Genomic DNA, 21,370 nt, shown 5'->3' on the forward strand with positions numbered 1-21,370 from the left:
CTTACTTTGACCGGCAGAAAACAGCCGCATCTACTGGTGGACGTGTTCGCGGGCCCAGGCGGCCTTGGCGAGGGATTTCTGTCCCGAACAGACAGCAAGGGAAGCTCCCGCTTCAAATCCGCTCTGTCAGTCGAAAAGGACGAGGACGCGCATGCGACTTTGACGCTGCGACACTTCGTTCGCGCCTTCGGGGCCGAGTTCCCGGAAGATTACTACAGCTTTCTCGCTGGAGAGATGAGCCTCGAAGACCTGTACGCGGCGCACCCGGAAGAGCACGCCTCAGCGTCGGGTTCGGCCCGCCGCATCACGCTTGGAGAGAGCAGCCACGCTGAAGTGAAGAAGCTGCTGACCACCCGGCTGAAAGATCAGACGAAATGGGCGCTCGTCGGCGGACCGCCGTGCCAGGCCTATTCACTTGTCGGTCGGTCGCGAATGGGCGGAGATCCTGATTTCGAGCAGGACGAGCGCCATTTCCTCTACAAGGAATACCTCAAGATCATCGCAGATCACCTGCCTCCGGTATTCGTCATGGAGAACGTGAAGGGCCTGCTGTCCGCGACGGTCGAAGGTGTGTCGATGATCACGCGGATCGTGGCCGACCTTGAAGACCCATCCAAGGCCCTCAAGGGGAAATCGGATGGCGTGACGTACAGGCTCTTTTCGCTTGTTGAGCAGGATGCTCCCGGAGGGCAAGTCGATCCGCGCATGTTCATCGTCCGCGCCGAAGACTACGGTGTTCCCCAGGCCCGGCATCGCATGTTCATTGTCGGCATTCGCAATGACCTTATTGTCAGGCCCTCTCTTCTGAAGCGTCAGGATGGACCTTCAGTCCGTGACATGATCGGCGATCTGCCGCGCATCAGAAGCCGACTCTCACGGCAGCCCGACAACCCGGACCTTTGGCGTGCCGCAGTCACATCCGTTCGCCCTGCCGAGATCGCAAAACATCTCAATGGAGCCGACTACACCAGGGCGGTGCGCAGCGAGATCGAGGTTGTCACAGGCCCTTTTGCCGACTGGCCCGAGGACACGTCTGCCACAGCCTACGCGCCGGGACGCCCGTCCAACGCCGTATCGCTCGTCCGTGATCCCCTGCTTAAGGTTCTCGATGGACACGAGTCCCGATCCCACATGGCCTCGGACCTTCAGCGCTATCTGTTCGCAGCCGTCTTTGCCGATGCTACGGGGCGCAGCCCCAAACTCGCGGACTTTCCTCCCTCGCTTCTGCCTGCTCATGGAAACGTCACCAAGGGCGTTTCCGGCGATATGTTTGCTGACCGGTTCCGAGTGCAGCTCCCGCAGCGTGCCTCGACAACGATCACGTCGCACATCTCGAAGGACGGCCACTACTTCATCCACTACGACCCGCTGCAATGCCGCAGTCTCACGCTGCGCGAGGCAGCCCGCCTCCAGACATTCCCCGACAACTACAGATTTCTGGGCAACCGCACCTCTCAGTATCACCAGGTAGGCAACGCCGTTCCTCCGCACCTCGCCGGGCAGATCGCCGATATTGTCGCCGATGTGCTTGACCGCGTCAGCGAGGAGCCGTGATGGCGGATACCCTGTCGCCGGATCGCCGCAGCTGGAACATGTCCCGCATCACGGGAAAGGACACCAGACCGGAGCGACAGCTCCGCTCGATCCTGCACAGGGCTGGCTACCGCTTCAGGCTTCACGCATCTTCGCTGCCGGGACGACCTGACATTGTGCTTCCGAAATATCGGACGGCGATCTTCGTCAATGGCTGCTTCTGGCACCGCCATGAAGGATGCTCAAAGGCGTACACCCCTTCATCCCGAACGGAATTCTGGACCACAAAGTTCGATGCCACTGTCGCGCGCGACGCAAAGAAATCGGCAGAGCTGCGACGCCTTGGCTGGAACGTTCTGACCGTCTGGGAGTGCGAGCTTCAGAAGTCGCCGGACTCCGTCATCCGGCAGATTCGGGCTGACCTTGTGGAGGCGGTTCCATGAGCCGCAGGCACGTTCTTCCACCGAGCGCATCGTCCCTCGCTGCTTCGATGCGCGATCTGGGTTACTCGCTTGAGACCGCTGTCGCAGACCTCGTGGACAACAGCATCTCCGCCAGGGCAACCCAAGTGGACATTGTCTGCGACCTTGAGCATGACAGTCCAAGTCTCGCTGTCATCGACAACGGCAGCGGCATGTCAACCGACGAGCTGCTCATCGCCATGCGTCACGGCGCGGGTCATCCGGGGGACGCCCGCCGTCCCGACGACCTCGGACGGTTCGGACTTGGCCTGAAGACCGCATCCTTCTCGCAGTGCCGTCGCCTCACCGTACTGACCCTGAAGGACGGCGCGTTATCCGGGGCTGAATGGGACCTTGATCTGATTGACCGTGAGGATGAATGGGCCCTGCTTGTCCTCGAGCCCGAGGAAGCAGCGGGTCAGCCTGTTGCCCAAAAGCTCGCCGGTCACGGGACCGCAGTCATCTGGCGCAACCTCGACAGGCTGTTCGAGGACGAGCGTGGCGACCGACGGCACGAAATCGTCAACGAGAAGCTCGATGCCTTGGAAAAGCATCTCGCGCTGGTGTTCCACCGCTTCCTTGCGGGGGAAATAAGGGGCGTCAGAAAGCTGACCATTGCCGTGAACGGCCATCCGGTTGCGCAGTTCGATCCCTTCTGCCGCAAGAACCCTGCAACGCAGATACTGCCCGAGGAAGTAGTCCGGGTCGCTGGGGCCGAGGTCCATATCCAGCCGTACATCCTGCCGCATCACAGCAGACTGACGGCTGCCGAGTATGACTTCTATCAGAGCCGCAGCGACTTTCTTTCCAATCAGGGTGCCTACATCTACCGCAACGGCCGACTGATGGCCTGGGGCGACTGGTTCCGACTCATTCCCAAGGGCGAGGCCACAAAGCTCGCCCGTATTCAGATCGATTTTCCAAACAGCGTCGATGAATCGTGGACCATCGATATCAAGAAGTCTCGTGCGCGTCCGCCCCATGCCGTCCGCGAACGCCTGCGGCAGATCATCGAGCGCATCTCGACCCGCAGCACGACCGTTCACAGCGGGCGCGGCGCGAGACTGTTTCAGGAAACGACCGCCCCGCTCTGGGAGCGTTACGCTGATCAGAACGGCATCCGGTACGCCCTGAATTCAACTCATCCGCTGGTCTCCGCTCTCAGGGCCGGACTCGACAGTGCAGCGTCCGATCAGCTCTCGCTCTTCCTTGACGCGGTACCCGCGTCGCTTCCGATCGAGATGATCTACTACGACTACGCCAGCACTCCGCAGAAGGTGTCGAGGCAGGTATTTTCCGATGCCGAAATCCGGGACCGCCTGCGCGCGCTCCGCGCGGTCCTGTTCGGTGATGGTCCTGTTGATGTTGATGGTTTTCGGGAGGTGGTTCGCTCCACCAGATTGTTTGAAAAGCATTTTGATGCGGCGGAACGCTACATCGAGGAGGAATTGAGATGACCTTCAATGAACTGGAGGCTCAGAAGAATTTTACCAGCTCGCTGATCTCCGCGCTCTCAACACTGAAGACACCACCCACCCGCGAGGTTGTTGAACAGAAGGCGCGCGCGCTGGCCGCTGTCGTGGATTACGAGGGCGACCTCAAGAACGTCATCGAAGAGGCGATGGTCGCAATCGACACCCGCATGGGGGCCGGAGTCTCGCTGATCGACAAGGAAGCCCCGCACGACGAAGAGTGGGTACGCAAGCGCGAGATAACCTGGACCTATTCAGACGCCTATGCCGCCTTCCTCAAAAAGGAGAGCTGGCCGCCGACGGTCGTTCAATCACTGAGCGACGTTGGTGATCGCATCCTTGGCCATCTTCAGGACCCACTGAGCGAAGGTGACGCGTGGAACAGGCGCGGTCTGGTCATTGGGCATGTTCAATCGGGCAAAACAGCAAACTACCTCGGCGTGATCGCGAAGGCCGCTGACGCCGGATACAAGTTCATCATCGTCATTGCGGGCATTCATAACAATCTGCGCAAGCAGACGCAGGAACGTGTTGACGAGGGATTCATCGGGCGGTCCAGCGATCCGGAAGATCGGCGGGCCATCGGCGTCGGGCTGGACGGTGATTATCCCCACCCCGTCACTCTGACAAACATCAACGACGATTTCAGCAAGACTACCGCCGCAAAGGGCGGCTGGAAAATCAACGACTTCAGCAAGCCGATCATCTTCGTCATCAAGAAAAACACGACGACGCTGGAGGCCCTTCACAAGTGGCTCAAGGAGCTGAACGCCAAGGGTGACGGACGCATCCGTGACGTTCCGATGCTCATGATCGACGACGAGGCCGACAACGCGTCGATCAATACGAACAAGCCCGAGCTTGATCCCACAAAGACCAACGCCATGATCCGGCGCATCCTCGGCCTGTTCACGAAGTCCTGCTATGTCGGCTACACGGCGACGCCGTTCGCCAACATTTTCATCAATCCCGACGCTTATGAAGATGATGTGCGCGAGGAGCTGTTCCCCCGCGATTTCATCTATTCGCTCGATGCGCCTACGACCTACTTTGGACCCGACAAGGTATTTCTGGACGAGGATAGCAGCAAGCGTATCCTCGAACCCATCGCCGACGCCGAAGAATATCTGCCGCTCACACACAAGCGCGATGACCCGGTCTCGGACCTTCCGCCGAGCCTGTATCGCGCGTTCGATGAATTTGTTGTCGCGCGGGCGATCCGCAATCTCAGAGGGCAGACGAACAAGCACTGCTCGATGCTTATCAACGTCTCGCGATTTGTGCCCGTACAGCGCACCGTGCGCGATTTCCTCAGTGTCTATGAGAAGAGGGTGCGGGAGGCGGTGAAAGCCAACTACGCCATGCCCGAAAGCGCGTCGTCAAAGAATCCGCAGATGCAGGCTCTGCGCGCGGCGTACGATCAGGAGTACGCGGACAGCGGGTTCACATGGGAGCAGGTGAAAGCAGCGCTGTTTGGCGCGTTCGAACATCTGCGACTGTTCGTCGTGAACAGCAAGACCGACGACGTTCTGGACTTCAGGAAGTACGAGAAGGACGGCGTTGGCCTTACAGCCGTAGCCATCGGCGGTCTCAGCCTTTCACGCGGCCTGACCATCGAGGGTCTTACTGTCAGCTACATGTACCGGAACACGGCCATGTACGACACGCTGATGCAGATGGGGCGCTGGTTCGGCTATCGCCACGGATACGAAGACCTGTGCCGGGTACATCTCTCAGCTGACTCCATCAGCTGGTATCAGTACATCGCGAACGCAGCGGAGGAGCTTCGTCAGCAGATCAAGCGCATGAGGCGCGACGGACTCAGTCCGCGTCAGTTCGGACTCTATGTCCTCGCCCACCCCGACAGCCTTCTCGTTACCGCTCGCAACAAGATGCGCGCGGGCGAGAACCTGATCGTCAATCAGAATTTCAGCGGCCAGCTTATCGAGAGCACCTGGTTGACGCTCGACGACAAACTGAACGGGCGCAATGAGACATTGATCTCGGAGGCATGGAAGGCCGGATTTGGTGGCCGAACTGCCGAGGAGACCGACAAGGGTTGGGTTCTCAGGGACGTTCTCCTTGCTGAAGTCGAGGCTTTCCTGACCCGCTTCGAAGTACACTCAAGGTTCTCCGCGCGACGGTCGGCAGCGCTCGATTATCTTCAGGCCATCGAGAAGCAGTTTCCGGTTGCGGACGTACTGCTGATTTCCAAGGACGGCGGCGACGGGAACGCCGCGCAGTACCGGCTGGGGGCGCAGGAACGCAACAAAAAGCCGGAAGGTGGATCGTGGCATGCAGCGAAAGACCGCGTCGCCAGCCGGGGTGACGAAAAGCATGGTCTGACAGCGCCGCAGCAGAGCCGCGCCGTCGAACTGGCCCGCGAGGACGACGGCAAGGAACCTTCCGACACGCATTATCGGTCGATCAGGAACAAGCCTCTGCTGATGCTGCACGTTCTGTCGATCCCGGAAGAAGACGGCTCCGGTCGTATCCGTGTCCCCGCTTTCGGAGTCAGCTTCCCTCCCGGTCTCTACAGCACCGAAATACAGGTGGTCGCCAACCGCATCTGGATAGCCAGCATGCAGGGACCACCGGACGATCCCGACAATGATGAGGACTACGATGAGTAGGCCTCTGCCCTGGGAGCAGATTGCCGTTCCAGCAATCGACTACAATGTGCGTCTGGCTGGAAAGGACATGCCGGTCCCCGTGTTCTGGGGCAAGGACGCCAGAGGACAGTGGCTGACAATCGTCGAGCTGGCAGGCGACCACTCGACCGAGTTCAACCGCGAACCGTTGACCGTGCATGGTATCGGCATCGACCTGCGCGCGGGCGAGAAGGCCGGAACGCAGAGGCTGGTGCTGACCCTTCAGCAGCAGATCAACGGCGACCTGTTTCTGGGGCTGTGCGAGACACTTCTGACGGCACTCGTTCCCGTCACCGATTCAGCCGTGGCGCTGGGTGTCGCGCTGGCACATCTGCGCAGATGGAAGGCGTTCTGGTCCGGCAGACGCGCGGGCCTCCTTACTGCGGAAGAAGTGCGCGGCCTTTTCGCGGAACTCAGTTTCCTTGTGGACCTGTACCGGAACCGGATGCCGCACCGCGACGCCGTCGCGGCATGGTGCGGCGCTGACAGGACGCAGCAGGATTTCATCTTCCGCGACACGGCAGTCGAGATCAAATCCCTCTCTGGACGGGAGCGAAATGCTGTTCGCATTTCATCCGAGGATCAGCTTGAAACGCTGTCGAGTCGGCTGTTCCTTGCCGTATTCCGACTTTCGGGCCTCCCGGAAGCGCGGGATGCCCGGTCGCTGAATGCCTTGGTCAGCCTGATTGAACAGGAACTCGACGACGCGGACGCCATCGAGGACTTCCTGAGGAAACTGTCCACTGCGGGCTATGCGCCGCTTCAGGACTACGACGCGCCTGCTTTTGTCGTCAGCCAGGCGAGAACATTCGCCGTGCAGGATGACTTTCCAAGGCTTGTCCGTTCGGCGCTGCCTGACGGCATTGCCCGGCTTTCCTACGATCTGGAACTGGAAAGCATCGAGAAGTTTGAGTGCTCTTCCGATGTGATTTTCGAGGTGCGCTGTGGAACAGTTGGCTGACGAATTTTTCCATGACCTGCGTCAGGAACTGCTGGCCGGTGCCGAAGCCAACAGTGCATTTCAACTCAGTGAGTTCATGGAGACAGTTACCCGCGACCTGATCGAGACCGGGTTTGTCGAAGGGTTCGAGCTGTGCCACTTCCGCGCGCAGCGCGGCATGCGGGTTGACGGGTACTGGTTCGACGATGAAGGCGGGCTTGATCTCTTCATTGCGGACTTCGACTGTCGCGCCGAGCTGGAATCCCTCACCCGCACCGATGTTGATGCGGCTTTCAAGCGGCTGGCGTCCTTCTTCGAAGCGGCCATCGCAAAAGACCTGTACAACGAACTGGAGATAACGTCTCCCGAATACGGGCTGGCACGTCAGATTGCGGACCGGAAAGGACTGATCCGCAGGCTTAACCTCATTCTGGTCTCAGAGCGGGCGGTCAGCGACCGCGTGCAGATACTTGAAGATGCCGTTATTGCCGGTGTCCCTGCGGGATTTCACGTCTGGGATATCTCGCGGCTTCAGCGTCAGCGCGGCTCGAAAGGTCAAAAGGAACCGCTCGACCTCGACTTCCCGGAAATGTTCGGAGCGGGTGTTTCATGCCTTCCTGCCCATCTGGGATCAGAGGCATATCGGTCCTACCTTGTCGTTATGCCGGCGGAAATACTCGCTGACCTGTATGGCCGCTACGGCGGGCGGCTGCTTGAACAGAACGTGCGAAGTTTTCTTCAGGCGAGAGCCAAGGTCAACAAGGGCATCCGCACGACCATCCTAAACGAGCCGCAGATGTTCTTCGCCTACAACAACGGGATCACGGCAACAGCTCAGGAGGTCGATGTACGACCGACGACAGGCGGTGGACTGGAGATCGCCCGGATCAAGGATCTCCAGATCGTCAACGGCGGTCAGACGACGGCGTCACTCTTTCACACGCGGCGTCAGGACAAGGCTTCACTCAAGAGCATTTTCGTACAGATGAAGCTCTCGGTGATCGACAGCGCGGAAAGTGAAACTGTCGTTCCTCGCATCTCCGAGTACGCGAATACCCAGAACCGCGTGAACGCGGCAGACTTCTTTTCCAACCATCCGTTCCATATCCGCATGGAGGAGTTTTCCCGCCGCCTGTGGGCACCTGCGCAGCAGGGCGCACAAAGGGAGACCAAATGGTTCTACGAACGCGCTCGTGGTCAGTACGCCGACGCCCAGGCGAAGCTTACGCCCGCCGACCAGCGCCGGTTCAAGGCCGAGAATCCGAAACCGCAGATGTTTGCCAAGACCGATCTCGCAAAGTTCGAGAACGTCTGGGACGATCATCCCCGCTGGGTCAATCTTGGCGCACAGAAGAACTTCGCACGCTTCGCCGGAAGGATCGGCAAAGAGTGGAGCGACTCCCCGGATACCTTCAATGAGTTCTATTTCCGCCGTGCCATCGGGCGGGCGATCATCTTCAGAGCGACCGAGCGGATGGTGTCGGACCAGAGCTGGTACAGCGGCGGCTACCGCGCCAACATCGTCGCATACGCAATCGCTGCGCTTGGTGAAGTCTGCCGTCAGGAGTCAAAGTCAATCGACTACAGCCTGATCTGGAACAATCAGGCCGTGCCCGACGGACTGCTGTCCGCACTGGCAGTCGCAGCAAAGTTCGTCAATGACGACATTACCAATCCGCCGCCGGGCATCTCGAACGTATCGGAGTGGGCAAAACGGGATGCGTGCTGGACCCGCATGAAAGAAAAGCTGGGCGAGTTGGAGGCGATGCTGCCGCCGTCCTTCTGGTCGGAGCTGGTCTCTTCGGACGAGGTCAAGGCCGAGAAGAAAGATGCCCGAAAGGTTCAGAAGCTGGACAACGGCATCAATCACCAGATGCGCGTTGTGGAAGTGGGCGGAGGCGGATGGGGGCGTATTCTGCGCGAAGGCACTAATCTCAGGATTTTTACGCCGCAGGAGTTGAGCCTTCTTCGTCTCGCATCGCTGATCCCGGCCAAACTGCCAAACGAGAAGCAGAGCGCGGACTTGGTTGCCATTCTCGAGAAGGCCGCGCGCGAGGGCATTGCGCCGAAGTGACTACGACCGCGCGAATGCCAGCAGGTCGCCGATATCGCCATTGTCTGCCTTCCTCAGTGCTGCAATGTAGGTTCTGCGCAGTTCGCCCGTATCATCGCCGAGATCGCCACGTCCCCAGGTGAAGGGCTCGCGGCCAAGACTTTCCGCGAGAAGATCGGCCATCATGCGCGAATGGCGGCCATTCCCGTTCGTGAAGGCATGCACGAACACCAGCTGGTGGTGAAACCGCACGGCGACTTCGTCCGGCGTGAACGTGCTGTGCTCTATCCAGTAGCGGAACTGGTCAAACAGTTCGGCGCTCCTGCTCGCAATCTGCCAGCGTGGAACGCCGATATTCTCAAGTTCGACCTCGCGATAGGCGCCTGCCCATTTCCAGACTTTTCCGAACATGACCTTGTGCAGATTGCGCGAGAACGCATCTGTGGCGATCACCAGTGGCTTTGGCCTGCGCCGCTTTGCCCAGCCGAGGCCACTGGCGATGTTGTCTTCTTCCGCGACGTTCAGATCGTCCCGGCTCTGTATCCATGTCGGGATGAGTTTCTTCTGATCGTCAGGCTGGATCGGCGTGGCATCCGTGACGGGTGCGAATATTTCCGTCACCGGTCACTCCACAGATCACGGTCGCGAAGCTCGTTTCGGATGTAGTTCTCGATACGGGCTTCAAGATCGGCGGCGCTGGTGGCCTGATCTTCGAGGCGCATCGTGTGGGAAACGCGGGTAAGCGCCTTGAGCGCCAGTTCGCGCGCCCGCGACTGGATCATCGACTCCAGTGACGTGTCGGGAACGATGGCATAGACCAGTCGGCACCCGAGGGCGTCTGCAACCTTTCGCAGCGTCTGGAGCTGGATTGTTCCGTTCTCTTCGGATTTTTCGATGGCAGTCACGCTCTGCTGGGCGACACCGAGGCGTCTGCCCAATTGTGCGCCCGTCATGCCGATGCCGTTGCGGATCGCCCTGATCCAGCCTTTTGGGGGCGGCGCGAAGCGCTCGACGGGCTTTGCGCCTGCGAGTTTTTCATCCAGCCGTCGAAGGGCTCTGTCGATCAGTTTCAACATATTATGGCCTGTCGTGATCCGAGATACTCACACACCACAACATGTTAGCAGATGCCAACTACACAGACTATAGGCTGTTATTCCTACCGTTAATGACAGGCTGCAATATGTACAGGAAGTCCGGCCATGCGACCGTGCAGCCCGGAAAGCTTCTATCAGCGCCCGCTTCAGCGAACCGCGCGACGCACCGCGCGGTTGTAGCGCTCGCTGTCATCTGCCCGTGGATGTTCGCCGCCACCCTTCCAGTCGTCCGACGACAGCCATTCTTCAAAATAGTAAAGCCATGTGGCTGCCCACGGGACGAACGTCCGGTCTATCCGCATCGCGCCCTCCCACTCCCCTGATCCAGGCAGGAAAAGGCAAAGGCGGATCGGGTCGTGATAGACGTGCGGCAGCTCCCGCCCGCCCGCGAGTTCTTCCAGATCAGGCGAGACGACGATTACCCTCGGCACGTCGCCGCGCGCGTACTCGATGCGGACCGTATATTCGCGGCTGAGGGGCGTCGGGCGCACACTGTAAATCCAGACCAGCCCCCTTGCGTTGAGTGTCCCTGTGCCCGCGCAAAGCGGATTGCTGCGCAGAAACAGAAACTGCTGCGCCGGACTGAGCTCGCGCGGACCGCCCGACCAGCCCATCTCTAGTCCCCGAAATGGGTGTTGCGGGGCACCGGCGATGCCTGCGCGCCGGGCGTCAGGGTCAGGCCGACAGCCGGGGCCACAAAGAGCCTCTGCGCGGAACGTGCCTGCGAGATTACCTCGGTGCGCGAGTCCATGACCTTGCGCACGACGCGTCCACCCAGTGACCCCGACAGGGTGTCTGTCAGCAGGTCCAGGCCTTCAAGGTTCGCGATACTCTCGAAGTCGCTCAGGGCCTTCGCATGCCAGTTATAGAACGCCGTCGCACGCTCCGGCTCCTGATTCCAGCGATCGGCGAAGTTCTCGCCCTCGGTCGTCTCGTTCGGAATGGAATAGGTCCGCCGACCATCGACATAAGGACGCTCGATGAAGTGCGGCATCATCCGGATCGTCGCAACGACCACATCAAGTTCGGTGTCGAACACGAACTGGCGCACACAGAACGCATAGGCCTTGGCGGCGAGCGTCGTGATGATGATGGAGATCGGCGCAATGTCGGCCTCGATATCCGCGAACGCAATGTCACGGTGGCGCTTCAGAAGCTGCACGATGCGACGCAGAATGCCCTTGCGGACACGCCGCGCCGGAAAGGGCTGGATATCCGCCTTCGCCACCGAGTCTGCCGCAGCCGTGGCAAGAGCGCGAATGACCGGCTGAAGCAGACAGTATTCTTCGAAGCGCAGGCGGTATCCAAGCGGATTGGTCGGCTTCCACGCTCTGAGGCTCTTGTCCGGAACAAGCTCTCCACGGTTGTTGCAGTGCGGATTAGGGATCGTCGGGGAGATATCGAGATGGAACTCGCGCGCGTAGTTCAGGCGCCAGCAGCGCTTCTTTTCCTCGAGCATGGCGGCGTACTGACCATGCTCGCGCAGGCGATCGCCGATGAGCTTCTTGAGTTCGGCAGGCGGCATATCCCCCGTGAGGCCAAGCACAAGGCAGATCAGGTCCACGTCGAAGTCTTCGCGTGCAAGGGGTCGCACGGTCGTGCCGAGCGCAGTTGATCCATGCGCATAAAGGGAGAGCATCCGCAGCGTGGGATGGGTTGATTTCCCCAGCCAGTCGGCGACGGCCTCATAGCTCGTCTTTGCCGCCTCGTACTGCGCCTCGCTCAGTTCGAGTTCCTGACAGATTTCGTCGAGGATCGTGTAGGCCTCACCCTTGCGGCGAAGCACATAATCCGGCGTTGCCGATCTGCTGAGGGTCTGCCCCATGTTACTTTCCTTCCAGCGGATAGATTGGTTCGAATTTCTCGGCGGGGCCGAACAGGAACGCCGGCTCAATACGATGCCGCTCCCTGCGGGCGGACGCCGTACCCATGCCGCGCAGCTGCGTGATGCGGCGCGTGTCATCGAGGCCGAACAGGCCCTTGGGCACGTCCGGGCAGATGCGAAAAATCGCCTCGCGTTCGTATTCATGCCCGGTCAGAAGCTTTGCCATACCAAGCGCCCCACGGGACTGTCCGTCCATGAACAGCCGCACCACGTCGCCACCAAGACCGCCGATCCCCGGCGCTTCGGGAAGCGCGTAAACCTCATTCACACAACCGAGACTGAGTATGCGCAGGCTGGCCGGCGACCAGCCGAGAAGCGTAATGGCCTCGACCACGGCGAGGGCGATTGGATTGTTGCTCCACACACCGCCATCGAGCAGTCCTGCGGCATCGGCAGTCCGGTGGCGACGGAAGAAGGTCGGTGCTGCCGCAGTCGCAAGCGCGGCATCAAGCGCGAGACGCCGGTAGTCGGTTTTCAGGCGTGGATGATGAGCGGTCTTGAAGATGTAGACACTGCGGTGATCGGCATCCCACGCGGGGATGATCAGCCGGGTCTGCGACTCGCCGATCCGTCTGCCGCCCAGAACCGCTTCGAGTTCATGGCGCAGAATTCCGGCGTCGTGCTTGGGCGCGACCAGCTGCCTTGCCGACAGCATCAGCGACCGTACCAGCCCGCGCGCGCCGTCCCTCTGCCCGAAGATGGCAGGGCCCCGATCCACGTAAAGGTCGAGAAGCGTCCGGGCGGGAAGCCCCAGTCCCAGACCGAGCGCAAGAATGCCGCCGGTAGAGGTGCCCGCGATCAGATCAAAACAGCGACCGATCGGATATCCCAGATCTTCTTCAAGAGCAGCGAGGAAGGCGGCGGGCTGGGTGCCCATGATGCCGCCACCGTCAATGGAAAGAATGCGCCGGATACCCGGCTCGGTCGAAGGACCATTCGAAAGCTGTTCGTCCAATATTACCCCTTCGGCGGATTCGGATCGCGCCCGTGGCTGTCGCTGCTGGCGATCTGTCCGTCCTTGTTGTGGATGCGAAGCTCGGTGCCCTGGTTGCGACTTACCTCGCGCCCGGCATCGACCGCCTCCTGCTTCGTGTCGTGGTGGCTGCTGGCCCGCTCGCCGCCCCCGCGCTTGACGTCCCAGCCCCCATCGGGGTTAGGGACAACGTGATGTGTATCGGGACCCTTGGCAGCCATTTTCATCTCCTATGGCACAAAGTTGTTCGGTATATCGAACGCCCGCAGCGTTCGGTTGTCAAGCGTGATTCTGTGCGGTATATATCGAACACGCTAACCCTCTATGCCGCTTAAGGAATCGTCCCGCCAATGGCACTGACTCTCAGTGAGAAGCTCAAACAGCTCCGCCAGAAAAAGGGGTGGTCGCTCGACGACCTCGCCCGCGAGGCCGGTGCGAGCAAGAGTTACCTCTGGGAGCTGGAGAACCGTCCGGAGCGGAAGCCCTCAGCGGAGAAGCTGACAGAAATCGCCCGCGTTCTGGGCGTTACCACCGAATACCTGATTGACGAGAAGGCCACCTTTGATGACGCGCAGGTCAAGGAAGCCTTCTTCCGGAAGTTCAACCGCCTCGAGGACGGCGACAAGACCCGCGTCATGGACATGATCGAGGCGTGGGGCAAAAAGAAATGAAGCTTCCGACCACGTGCGACGGATGGGCGACGCGCGTGTCGGCCTTTGTAAAGGCCGCGACGGAGCTTCAGAACCTTCCAAGATTTCCGATCAGGATCGGCCCGGTCGCGCAGGAATACGCGCGCAATATCTTTCCGAAGGAGCCCATCACCCTGGTGCAGGGTGCGAGGTTCGATGGGAAGTTTGAGGGCGCGCTCATCCCGTCCCCGCAGAAGGCCGGAGAATGGGGCATATTCTACAATGCGGGGATCACGTCGCGCGGTCGCATCAATTTCTCGCTGGCACACGAGTTCGGTCATTACCTGCTGCACCGCCACCTGAGCGGCGATCCCATCTACTGCTCACGCAGCGACATGTGGGAGTGGGACAGCGAGTACGGCCGTATGGAGACAGAGGCCAATCGGTTTGCATCGATGATCCTGATGCCGCCCGATGATTTCAGGGTGCAGACAGCGGAGTTCCGTCGTCCTTCGATTTCCCAGTTCGAGCAGCTGCGGGACCGGTACGAAGTGTCCATCACCGCTGCGATCCTGAAATGGCTGGATATGACGCCGCGCCGCGCCATGCTGGTTGTCAGCAACAACGGCTTCATTGACTGGTCGCGGAGCAGTCCGGCCCTTTTCAAGTCCGGTGTTTTCTTTAGGGCCAAACAGGTGACGACGCCACTCCCGGAACAGGCCCTTGCCAACCTCGGGGCATCTGCCGGCGTTACCGAGATCATGCATCCTGCCGGTGTGTGGAACTTGCGGGAGCCGGTTTTCGAGTCCGTGATGTTCGACGAGTATCACGACCTTGCGCTCTCGCTGCTGATCTATCCTGCCGATGGACCGTCCCGCTGGGCTTCCTGCGAAGACGATGACAGCCAGCTCATGGACACGTTCGAAGCCTTCCTGCGCTGACATATCGCTGGCGCGTCCCTTCGGGCCGGGCTGTCGCACGCGGAGCCGCTTTGCTGTCTCCGCCCTTCGGGCTTCCATCCCTCGCGCATGGTCTTTTGCCCGGCGGACGCCGGGCGGCTTGGGGCTCTGCCCCTGGCGCGCGTCAACAGGCTTCCCGCCGAGGCGGGAGCCCCTCCTGTCTGACGCTTGCACCCCCGCTGCTCGCCACGACGTCAGGGTTTCATGTCGGCAGTTGCCGCATGAACCCTGACCTCAAGGAAGGAAATCACCATGACCACATGCAGCAGGCGCTGCCCGATGCAGGTGGCGTTACCCAGCGGTTAAGACCATCGTTCCAATGCCGCGACTTTTGCCGAGCGGATATTCACGCACCCAGCAGTATGCTCCTCGTCTCCAGTACGGGGACACCATGGACGTCCTGATCGGCCTGTTCGTCATGCTCGCCACGCCGGGCTACCTGATCCTTCAGGTGGCCTGCCTGTTCGTCGCGTGGCGCGAAGGATGGTGGGCGGCGTTTCTCGCGCCGCTCCTGCTGGCCGTTCCGATCGCCGCATGGTGCGTCTATGCCCTTGCGCAGGATTCCAACCTCTGGCCGCTGACCTTCATCCTGTTCGCGCCGTTCGGCTGCATCTACCTCATCATCGTTCTGGTACTGCGGGCGGTGTTCCCTGCCTCGGGTCAACCGCCGTCCGGCCCCGGCGCTGGCAGTGTGCGCCGCCTCAAAAAGATCGGCGGCGGCCTTATGGATGTGGTGACGGGAATATTCTGAGCTGATGCACGACGCGCGATCATGAGGCGGATGGCAATGTTCAAGCTGCTGGCTCTTGCGGTACTTTTCTACGTCGGGTGGGCCATATTGAGCCGAAAGGTGACAATCAAAAGCGGGCCCGGCTGGGAGACGCTGTCACGCGCCGATGAGGCGGGCCGCTACTGGCTCTATTGCGGCATCTACGCTGCTCTTGGCGTCGCCCTCCTGACGATCTTCTGATCCTTTGAATCCGCGCCCCGCATCAGTAGCGCGAAACCTTGGAGATCGCGTCGAACATGCCGGTCGCGCCGCGCGCAAAGGGATCGAGCGCGTCAGCATGCTCCCGCGCCCATGCCAGCCAGTCTGACAGCGGACTGTCAGCAATCGTGGCCGGTCCCTCTGACGCGAGCCGCGTCTCGACTTCGGTCAGAAACGCCAGCAGGGTCCGGCGTTCTTCCCAGTTCGCGGCATAGGCCCGAAACTGGCTCCACCGCTTCTGGTCGAGTTCCCGCCGCTGCTGCACCTCGTAGCGACGCACCTCTTCCTCGCGCCGCTGCCGCTCCCGCTCGGCATGCTGCCGCTCTTCCTCCGCGAAAATCGGGCCCACGGCCATCAGTCCGCCGACGATCTCGGGGAGCATGTCCTGAATCTTCCTGTGGTCTGTCTCGATCCATTGCGGTTGCTTCCCGCGCATCCAGGTCGTGACGGCCACCCGGATGTATCCCGATGACTCCAGCCCGCTCTGGTGATGGTCAGGGTACGCCGTCCAGGTGCGCGTCTGCTCGCGGGGCTTGAGCGACTTCGTCATCTTTTCGACGATGGAGCAATCGACCTTCTGTCCCGTCACCATGAAGGTGACCTTGCCGGTGATCGGGGGATGCTCGATCCGCCCGCCCGCTTTCTCTATCGCCGTAAAGATCGCGCTCGTTACACGGAAGCGGTACAGATCCCGATCCGTCAGATCGGGAAGCAGCGGGCTGCCCCAGAATATCTCTCGGCGGTTGCGCCTGTGCTCCAGCTCGCGTTCCCGCTGGACCTTGCGATGCTCGACGAGCCACGCCTTCACGCGAGGATGCAGATGGTCGATGCCCTCCGGCACCGTCACGCCCTCGACAATCGCAGCCGCAGCAACGGCGGATTGCTTGGCCTCGGGCAGCGGCACGGGCTTGGGCGTCGTCGGATAGATATCGGTGGCTTCTGGAATACCGTCTTTTCTGGGCGGCAGCTTGAACGTGACCACCGGCTTGCCCGCTTCCTTCTTGGCCCAGTACCCGCGTGGCGGATAGGGAACCGCCATCCGGTCGCAGATTTTGGCGAGGCCATTGCCGCTGATCCCGAATTCTTCGGCAAGGCGGCTCATCGGCTTCTGCCAGACCAGCGCGTATAGTTCATCGCGCGTCACGCGCTTGGCAGTCGGATGCATCGTCGATCCCCTTGGGCAGCATGCTGTCCAGACTACCGAGACTTACCCCACTGTTCAGGTGCTTTCAGTTCCGCGTGTGCACCACGTCGAGCGGTACTGTCCAACTACTCCTTTGAAACGAAGCCACCCCTGCCGGTCTTCCCTTTGTGCCTTGTTCTGGCGGGCGGGCGCGGACGGCTGCAAGGCGTTCGCCTCGGCTTTCCGCTTCGCGGGCCGCCCTCGCACTTGCTCGGGTTCCGCCATCCACTGATGCCCGCCGCTGCCCCTTCGGCACGGAAGACCGCCAATCAGGGCGGCTCCAAAGAAGGAGCAGCAAATGTCAAACACCACCGCGCCACGTCGCGATATCCACGCAGAAATCACCAACCAGCTTGTGGCGAGCATCGAGGCCAGTCCGGGCCAGTTCACCCTCCCGTGGCGGCGCAATGGCGGAGCCCTGCATCTGCCGATCAACGCCCTGACCGGAAACCGCTACAACGGCATCAACATCCTCAGCCTCTGGGTCGCGGCGGAATCCCGTGGCTACGCCGCACCCATCTGGGGCACATACCGTCAGTGGGCCGAGAAAGGCGCTCAGGTCCGCAAGGGTGAGAAATCCTCCCTCGTCGTCTTCTACCGCGAGTTCGAGACCGACCCCGATCCCGAGGATGAGACCGACAACGGCAAGCGCCGCATGGCCCGCGCATCCTACGTGTTCAACGCCGATCAGGTGGACGGGTTTGAGCTTCCGGCCCCCGCCGAACCGCTGGGTCCCGTCGAACGGATCGAGAATGCCGACCGCTTCGTGGTCAGCACTAATGCCACGATCTGCCGTGGCGGCGACCGGGCGTACTACCGCCCCTCGACCGACACCATCCAGATGCCGGACGAGAACCTGTTCACCGGCACCGAGTCGATGACGCGCAGCGAGTCCTACTACGCCACGCTGGTGCACGAGCTGGTGCATTGGTCCGGCGCGAAGCACCGACTGGATCGCGAAATGGGCAAGCGCTTTGGCGATGACGCCTACGCAGCGGAAGAACTGGTCGCCGAGATTGGAGCCGCGTTCCTGTGCTCCGACCTCAGGATCACGCAGGACGTTCGTGCCGACCATGCACAGTATCTGTCCGCATGGCTGAAGATGCTGAAGTCTGACAGCAAGGCGATATTCGCGGCGGCTGCCCGTGCGAGCGAGGCAGCGACTTACCTACGGGGTCTGGAGGCCGCCCGTTAGCGGGCGGTTTCTATGTCATCGCCACCGCACCTGACCGTCACGGGCATGTGAAGGTGACGGTGCCATTCTCAGCGATCATCGACACCGACTTCGACGACCCTTGCGAGCATTGGTAGGACGCGGAGAACTTCTTGACGCACCCATAAGCCGGATCAGAAATCCCACCATAGCTGACGCTATGATTGTTCTGGAAGGTGCAAGTCATCTTGCCGATGCAGTAAGATGATACCCACGCATTGACATTGCCCGTGGACACACCGCTGCAACCGACGCCATAGGTGGCAGAAGTCACGTTGGATACGCCTGTTGCCCATGTGCATGCGGTGCTGCCACTGGCGAGCGTAACCCAGCCCGTTCCGTTCCGGCAGACACACGCCGTATAGTTGGACGCGAGGGCAATGGTTCCATCCGTGCTGGCATCGCACGTTGCAGGGGCGCTCGTGTTAATTCGTGGATTTGAGGACCGATCCACCACCGACTGTGGCCCAGTTGGTCCCATCACACGTTTTCAGCGCCTTCGCCGCCGTGTCGTAGACGAGACCTCCTTCGACAAAGCTGGTCCGTTGATGCGGGGCTACATCCGTAGCGCTCATGGTGCAATCCGCGTGCGCAGCGTTTGGCAGCAGTCCAGCGATCAGGACAATCCAAGAAACCAGAAAACGTGCATCCATGAACCCCCTCAGTTCCATGGCCGATCAGCAGCATGATTGCTGGTTAGCGGCCCGAGCATTCTAGAATGCCACTATATTTAGGTCAATTGTGCTGACCTAAACAGCTCATTTGCTGGTCTTGGCGGGGATTTCCTGAAAGCGTCTGGCGGCCTTCTCCGCCAGTTCGTCCAGCGTGGCGGTCAGCCGGTTGACCTGCGACATGGTCCCGGCAAGCTCGGGACCGTATCGGGTCACGAGGTATTCCCGGCTCTGATGCAGCGTTGCGAGATGCGCGACGGTTCTGGTCCGCAGAATCAGCCCGAGACCCTGCACGGCCTGTGTGCGCAGTTGCAGATCATGGCGCATGCCACGGATCGTTGCGGGCTCGGCTCCGCCAGCCAGCAGCAGGGCGTTGAGGTAGAGTTCAATGGCGTGAATCGCCGCCATGCGGAATGGAGCCCAGGTCAGTGGCTTGCCACGCTGCCCCATGTCGCGCAGTGAAATTGCCGCAGCGCGGTACTGGTCTGCCAGTTGCAGCACCTGCTGCGGCGAGGCCAGTTCGCCGGGATAGTCTTTGGAGACAACAGGCTCAGCAGCTTTGGTGGTCAATGCCGGAAACCAGCGTGCATGATCAGCTATCTCCAAAAATGTCGTCGAGCGCCGAGCGCGGAGGTTCTGCCGTCGGCGCTATCAGGGGGCGCATGCGATCAAACACATCATGCAGCATCACCACGACCGGCTGAAAATGCTCCGGCCCGAACATCGACCAGCTCAGGTGAATGGGCGTTCCGTCGGTGCGGATCAGCGAGAGCAGATAGTCCGGAATCTGACGGCCCGGCATGTACTTTGAGGACGGCGCAAAATCGATCGTATCCACCATGTGGAATGTCGTCTTGAACATCAGCGGTGGCTTGTTCGCTGCCAGATTGCCCGTGCCCTTATAGTCATCAAGTGGCAGGCCGTTCTCGGCAATCAGTCTGCCATCAATCCGTATCGTGAGCGCCCGCCTGATATCCACCATCGAGATTGTCGGTGTCGCATAGCTGTAACGCTGCCAGCCCGTCTTGAAGAAGCCCTGGCCCTCAGCCTCCAGCCAGCCGACCGTGACGGATTCAAGTTTTCCGTCGGCAGATTTCTTCGATGTTACTTCCGGATGCGCCATGCGATCCCCCAAACAGCGCCCTTCATGGGCTCCAATACAATTCACGCGGACTGGAAAGGCAATCGGAACAAAGCAATCGGCGGCAGGTCCGGGATCAGAATGATCTGGCGGTGCGTTTCGCGGGAAAACTGCATGCGCACTTCGTGTGCTTCCAGCAGGCGACCGATCCGCTTGGTCTTGGGCAGGTTCACCTGTCGCGTCGTGTAGCCCGACTGCCTTCTGATATCGTCGTCTTCATACTGCGTGTTCCCAAGGCGCTGCGAGATCATGTCCTCGGTCGCGCCGTCATTCAGCCCAAACACCTGAATGACGCCCGCATTGCCAAGAAAGGTCTGCCAACTGTCTTTGTAGTGGCGTTTGAGCTGTTGCAGATCCTGCAACACCGGCCACAGCTTCACACCGAATGAAGCGATGAAGCCCGCTGCGCGCTCAATCGGGCGCATGTAGCCAAGCGCCGCAAACTCCTCCAGCAGGAACAGCACCGGGAAATTGCCGTTGCCGGGGCGATACCCGCCCTCCGGCTGCGGCGCGCGTTCCAACGCCGACAGCGCCAGCGTGATAATCATGCGCAGCCAGCCGAAATGCGTGCCCATGCGTGACGCGGGCAGCACCAGATAAAGCGTCGTCTTTTCCTTGGCCTTCAATGCGGCCAGGGAGAAGCTCGACTCCTGCGAAATCCTGCGCATGTCACGCAGCGGCGCGAGTTGCGTGTTGGCGGTGCTGATGATCGACACATATTCCTTCGATCCATCGTCCAGCCGTTTTGCGTTCGTCGCGGCAACATCCTTGAGGTATCCGAAATACGCCTCGTTGAGTTTCATCTCGCGGTACACGTCTTCCTGCACGTCGGTCGATGCGAAGAACCGGACGATGCTGTTGAGATCGGCCGGATAGGCCGACTGACCTGTTGCGAGGTGAAGGGCGACCGCCTGTACGAGACCCTTGGCGGAGTCGCCCCAATGCGGCTCGGTTTCGCCGGAAACGATAAACGCATCCGCGAGGCTTGCGGCCTCGCCCAGGCGCTTGTCCTCATTCGTGATCTCGCGCAACTCCGCGATAGGATTGAACGAGGCGCTTTCATCCGCAAACGCCACACCGGTCCTTGCCGCTGCTTTCGCGAGCTTTCCGCGTTCTTTGACCTCGCCGAACGGATCGAGAATCCGGATATTCTGGCCCATCGCCAGACGATCCAGCGCCGTCAGTTCAACGAGTTCGCCCTTCGGATCAATCACAATGGCGGAGCCGGGATAGTTTTGCAGATTGGGAACGATCACCGTCGCGGTCTTTCCCGCACGGCTCCCAGCGATGGTCACCATGTGGCGATCATCGCCATATGCAACCTCTTGGCAGTCATCGCTCATACCCAGCAGCAGCCTGCCGGGCTCAAGAGCCCATTCCGGTCCCGACAATTCTTCGGGGTTCATCCAGCGCGCGCCGGGCGCTGTTCCATCGACCGTATTCCACGATCCACGCGGCGGGACGAATGGCTTCAGTTCCATTTGCGTATTTGTCATGGCGGTGTCCTTTCGAACTGAGGAG

21 protein-coding genes are annotated in these 21,370 nt (G+C 60.7%); 11 read left to right on the top strand and 10 right to left on the bottom strand.

Annotated elements, in window-relative coordinates:
- Positions 1–6: 6 nt before the first annotated feature.
- From dcm to BGO82_RS19070, 6 genes are read left to right on the top strand one after another with little or no spacing between them, the layout of a single operon-like run.
- On the top strand, positions 7–1,554 hold the full coding sequence (dcm, locus tag BGO82_RS19045; RefSeq protein ID WP_291307203.1) for a DNA (cytosine-5-)-methyltransferase: 1,548 nt from the start codon (positions 7–9) through the stop codon (positions 1,552–1,554).
- Positions 1,554–1,976 (top strand): very short patch repair endonuclease, encoded by a 423-nt coding sequence (locus BGO82_RS19050; protein ID WP_291307204.1) that lies wholly within the window; start codon positions 1,554–1,556, stop codon positions 1,974–1,976. The genes dcm and BGO82_RS19050 overlap by 1 nt, the downstream gene beginning before the upstream one ends.
- On the top strand, positions 1,973–3,451 hold the full coding sequence (locus BGO82_RS19055; RefSeq protein WP_291307205.1) for an ATP-binding protein: 1,479 nt from the start codon (positions 1,973–1,975) through the stop codon (positions 3,449–3,451). The genes BGO82_RS19050 and BGO82_RS19055 overlap by 4 nt, the downstream gene beginning before the upstream one ends.
- On the top strand, positions 3,448–6,099 hold the full coding sequence (locus BGO82_RS19060) for a Z1 domain-containing protein (protein WP_291307206.1): 2,652 nt from the start codon (positions 3,448–3,450) through the stop codon (positions 6,097–6,099). Before BGO82_RS19055 ends, BGO82_RS19060 begins: the two co-directional genes overlap by 4 nt.
- Positions 6,092–7,078 (top strand): PD-(D/E)XK motif protein, encoded by a 987-nt coding sequence (locus BGO82_RS19065; RefSeq protein WP_291307207.1) that lies wholly within the window; start codon positions 6,092–6,094, stop codon positions 7,076–7,078. Before BGO82_RS19060 ends, BGO82_RS19065 begins: the two co-directional genes overlap by 8 nt.
- The gene (locus tag BGO82_RS19070; protein WP_291307208.1) at positions 7,062–9,131 is read left to right on the top strand and encodes an AIPR family protein; all 2,070 of its coding nucleotides are present in this window, start codon (positions 7,062–7,064) and stop codon (positions 9,129–9,131) included. Before BGO82_RS19065 ends, BGO82_RS19070 begins: the two co-directional genes overlap by 17 nt.
- Here BGO82_RS19070 and BGO82_RS19075 read toward each other — a convergent pair whose 3' ends face one another.
- From BGO82_RS19075 to BGO82_RS19100, 6 genes are all read right to left on the bottom strand, one after another.
- A complete protein-coding gene (locus tag BGO82_RS19075; RefSeq protein ID WP_291307209.1) occupies positions 9,132–9,731 on the bottom strand; it encodes a mobile mystery protein B in 600 nt (199 codons plus the stop codon).
- Positions 9,728–10,183, bottom strand: a complete 456-nt coding sequence (locus BGO82_RS19080; RefSeq protein ID WP_291307210.1) for a mobile mystery protein A — start codon at positions 10,181–10,183, stop codon at positions 9,728–9,730. Before BGO82_RS19080 ends, BGO82_RS19075 begins: the two co-directional genes overlap by 4 nt.
- 170 nt (positions 10,184–10,353) lie before the next feature.
- A complete protein-coding gene (locus BGO82_RS19085; protein ID WP_291307211.1) occupies positions 10,354–10,821 on the bottom strand; it encodes a hypothetical protein in 468 nt (155 codons plus the stop codon).
- Between the two features lie 2 nt (positions 10,822–10,823).
- The gene (locus BGO82_RS19090) at positions 10,824–12,032 is read right to left on the bottom strand and encodes a nucleotidyltransferase (protein WP_291307212.1); all 1,209 of its coding nucleotides are present in this window, start codon (positions 12,030–12,032) and stop codon (positions 10,824–10,826) included.
- A gap of 1 nt (position 12,033) precedes the next feature.
- Complete coding sequence (locus tag BGO82_RS19095) at positions 12,034–13,047, bottom strand: CBASS cGAMP-activated phospholipase (protein WP_291307213.1); 1,014 nt, start codon at positions 13,045–13,047, stop codon at positions 12,034–12,036.
- A gap of 2 nt (positions 13,048–13,049) precedes the next feature.
- On the bottom strand, positions 13,050–13,286 hold the full coding sequence (locus BGO82_RS19100; RefSeq protein ID WP_291307214.1) for a DUF2188 domain-containing protein: 237 nt from the start codon (positions 13,284–13,286) through the stop codon (positions 13,050–13,052).
- A 129-nt stretch (positions 13,287–13,415) separates the two neighbouring features.
- Between BGO82_RS19100 and BGO82_RS19105 the strand changes: the two genes are divergently transcribed.
- From BGO82_RS19105 to BGO82_RS19120, 4 genes are all read left to right on the top strand, one after another.
- Positions 13,416–13,736, top strand: coding sequence for a helix-turn-helix transcriptional regulator (locus tag BGO82_RS19105; RefSeq protein WP_291307215.1), 321 nt, complete (start codon positions 13,416–13,418; stop codon positions 13,734–13,736).
- Positions 13,733–14,635, top strand: a complete 903-nt coding sequence (locus BGO82_RS19110; protein ID WP_291307216.1) for an ImmA/IrrE family metallo-endopeptidase — start codon at positions 13,733–13,735, stop codon at positions 14,633–14,635. Before BGO82_RS19105 ends, BGO82_RS19110 begins: the two co-directional genes overlap by 4 nt.
- A 409-nt stretch (positions 14,636–15,044) precedes the next feature.
- Complete coding sequence (locus BGO82_RS19115) at positions 15,045–15,404, top strand: hypothetical protein (protein ID WP_291307217.1); 360 nt, start codon at positions 15,045–15,047, stop codon at positions 15,402–15,404.
- Positions 15,405–15,440: 36 nt separating this feature from the next.
- Entirely contained in the window at positions 15,441–15,623 is a 183-nt protein-coding gene (locus tag BGO82_RS19120; protein WP_291307218.1) for a hypothetical protein, read from the top strand.
- A 22-nt stretch (positions 15,624–15,645) separates the two neighbouring features.
- Here BGO82_RS19120 and BGO82_RS19125 read toward each other — a convergent pair whose 3' ends face one another.
- Positions 15,646–16,806, bottom strand: coding sequence for a hypothetical protein (locus BGO82_RS19125; RefSeq protein ID WP_291307219.1), 1,161 nt, complete (start codon positions 16,804–16,806; stop codon positions 15,646–15,648).
- A gap of 316 nt (positions 16,807–17,122) precedes the next feature.
- Between BGO82_RS19125 and BGO82_RS19130 the strand changes: the two genes are divergently transcribed.
- Positions 17,123–18,019, top strand: a complete 897-nt coding sequence (locus BGO82_RS19130) for a zincin-like metallopeptidase domain-containing protein (protein WP_291307220.1) — start codon at positions 17,123–17,125, stop codon at positions 18,017–18,019.
- A gap of 776 nt (positions 18,020–18,795) precedes the next feature.
- Here BGO82_RS19130 and BGO82_RS19135 read toward each other — a convergent pair.
- The 3 genes from BGO82_RS19135 to BGO82_RS19145 are packed head-to-tail and all read right to left on the bottom strand — an operon-like array spanning position 18,796 to position 21,345.
- Entirely contained in the window at positions 18,796–19,278 is a 483-nt protein-coding gene (locus tag BGO82_RS19135) for a hypothetical protein (RefSeq protein ID WP_291307221.1), read from the bottom strand.
- Between the two features lie 22 nt (positions 19,279–19,300).
- Positions 19,301–19,831, bottom strand: coding sequence for a hypothetical protein (locus BGO82_RS19140; RefSeq protein ID WP_291307222.1), 531 nt, complete (start codon positions 19,829–19,831; stop codon positions 19,301–19,303).
- 41 nt (positions 19,832–19,872) lie between these two features.
- A complete protein-coding gene (locus BGO82_RS19145; RefSeq protein ID WP_291307223.1) occupies positions 19,873–21,345 on the bottom strand; it encodes a type IV secretory system conjugative DNA transfer family protein in 1,473 nt (490 codons plus the stop codon).
- Between the last annotated feature and the right edge of the window lie 25 nt (positions 21,346–21,370).

Source organism: Devosia sp. 67-54 (genome assembly GCF_001899075.1).
Taxonomy (GTDB): Bacteria; Pseudomonadota; Alphaproteobacteria; order Rhizobiales; family Devosiaceae; genus Devosia_A.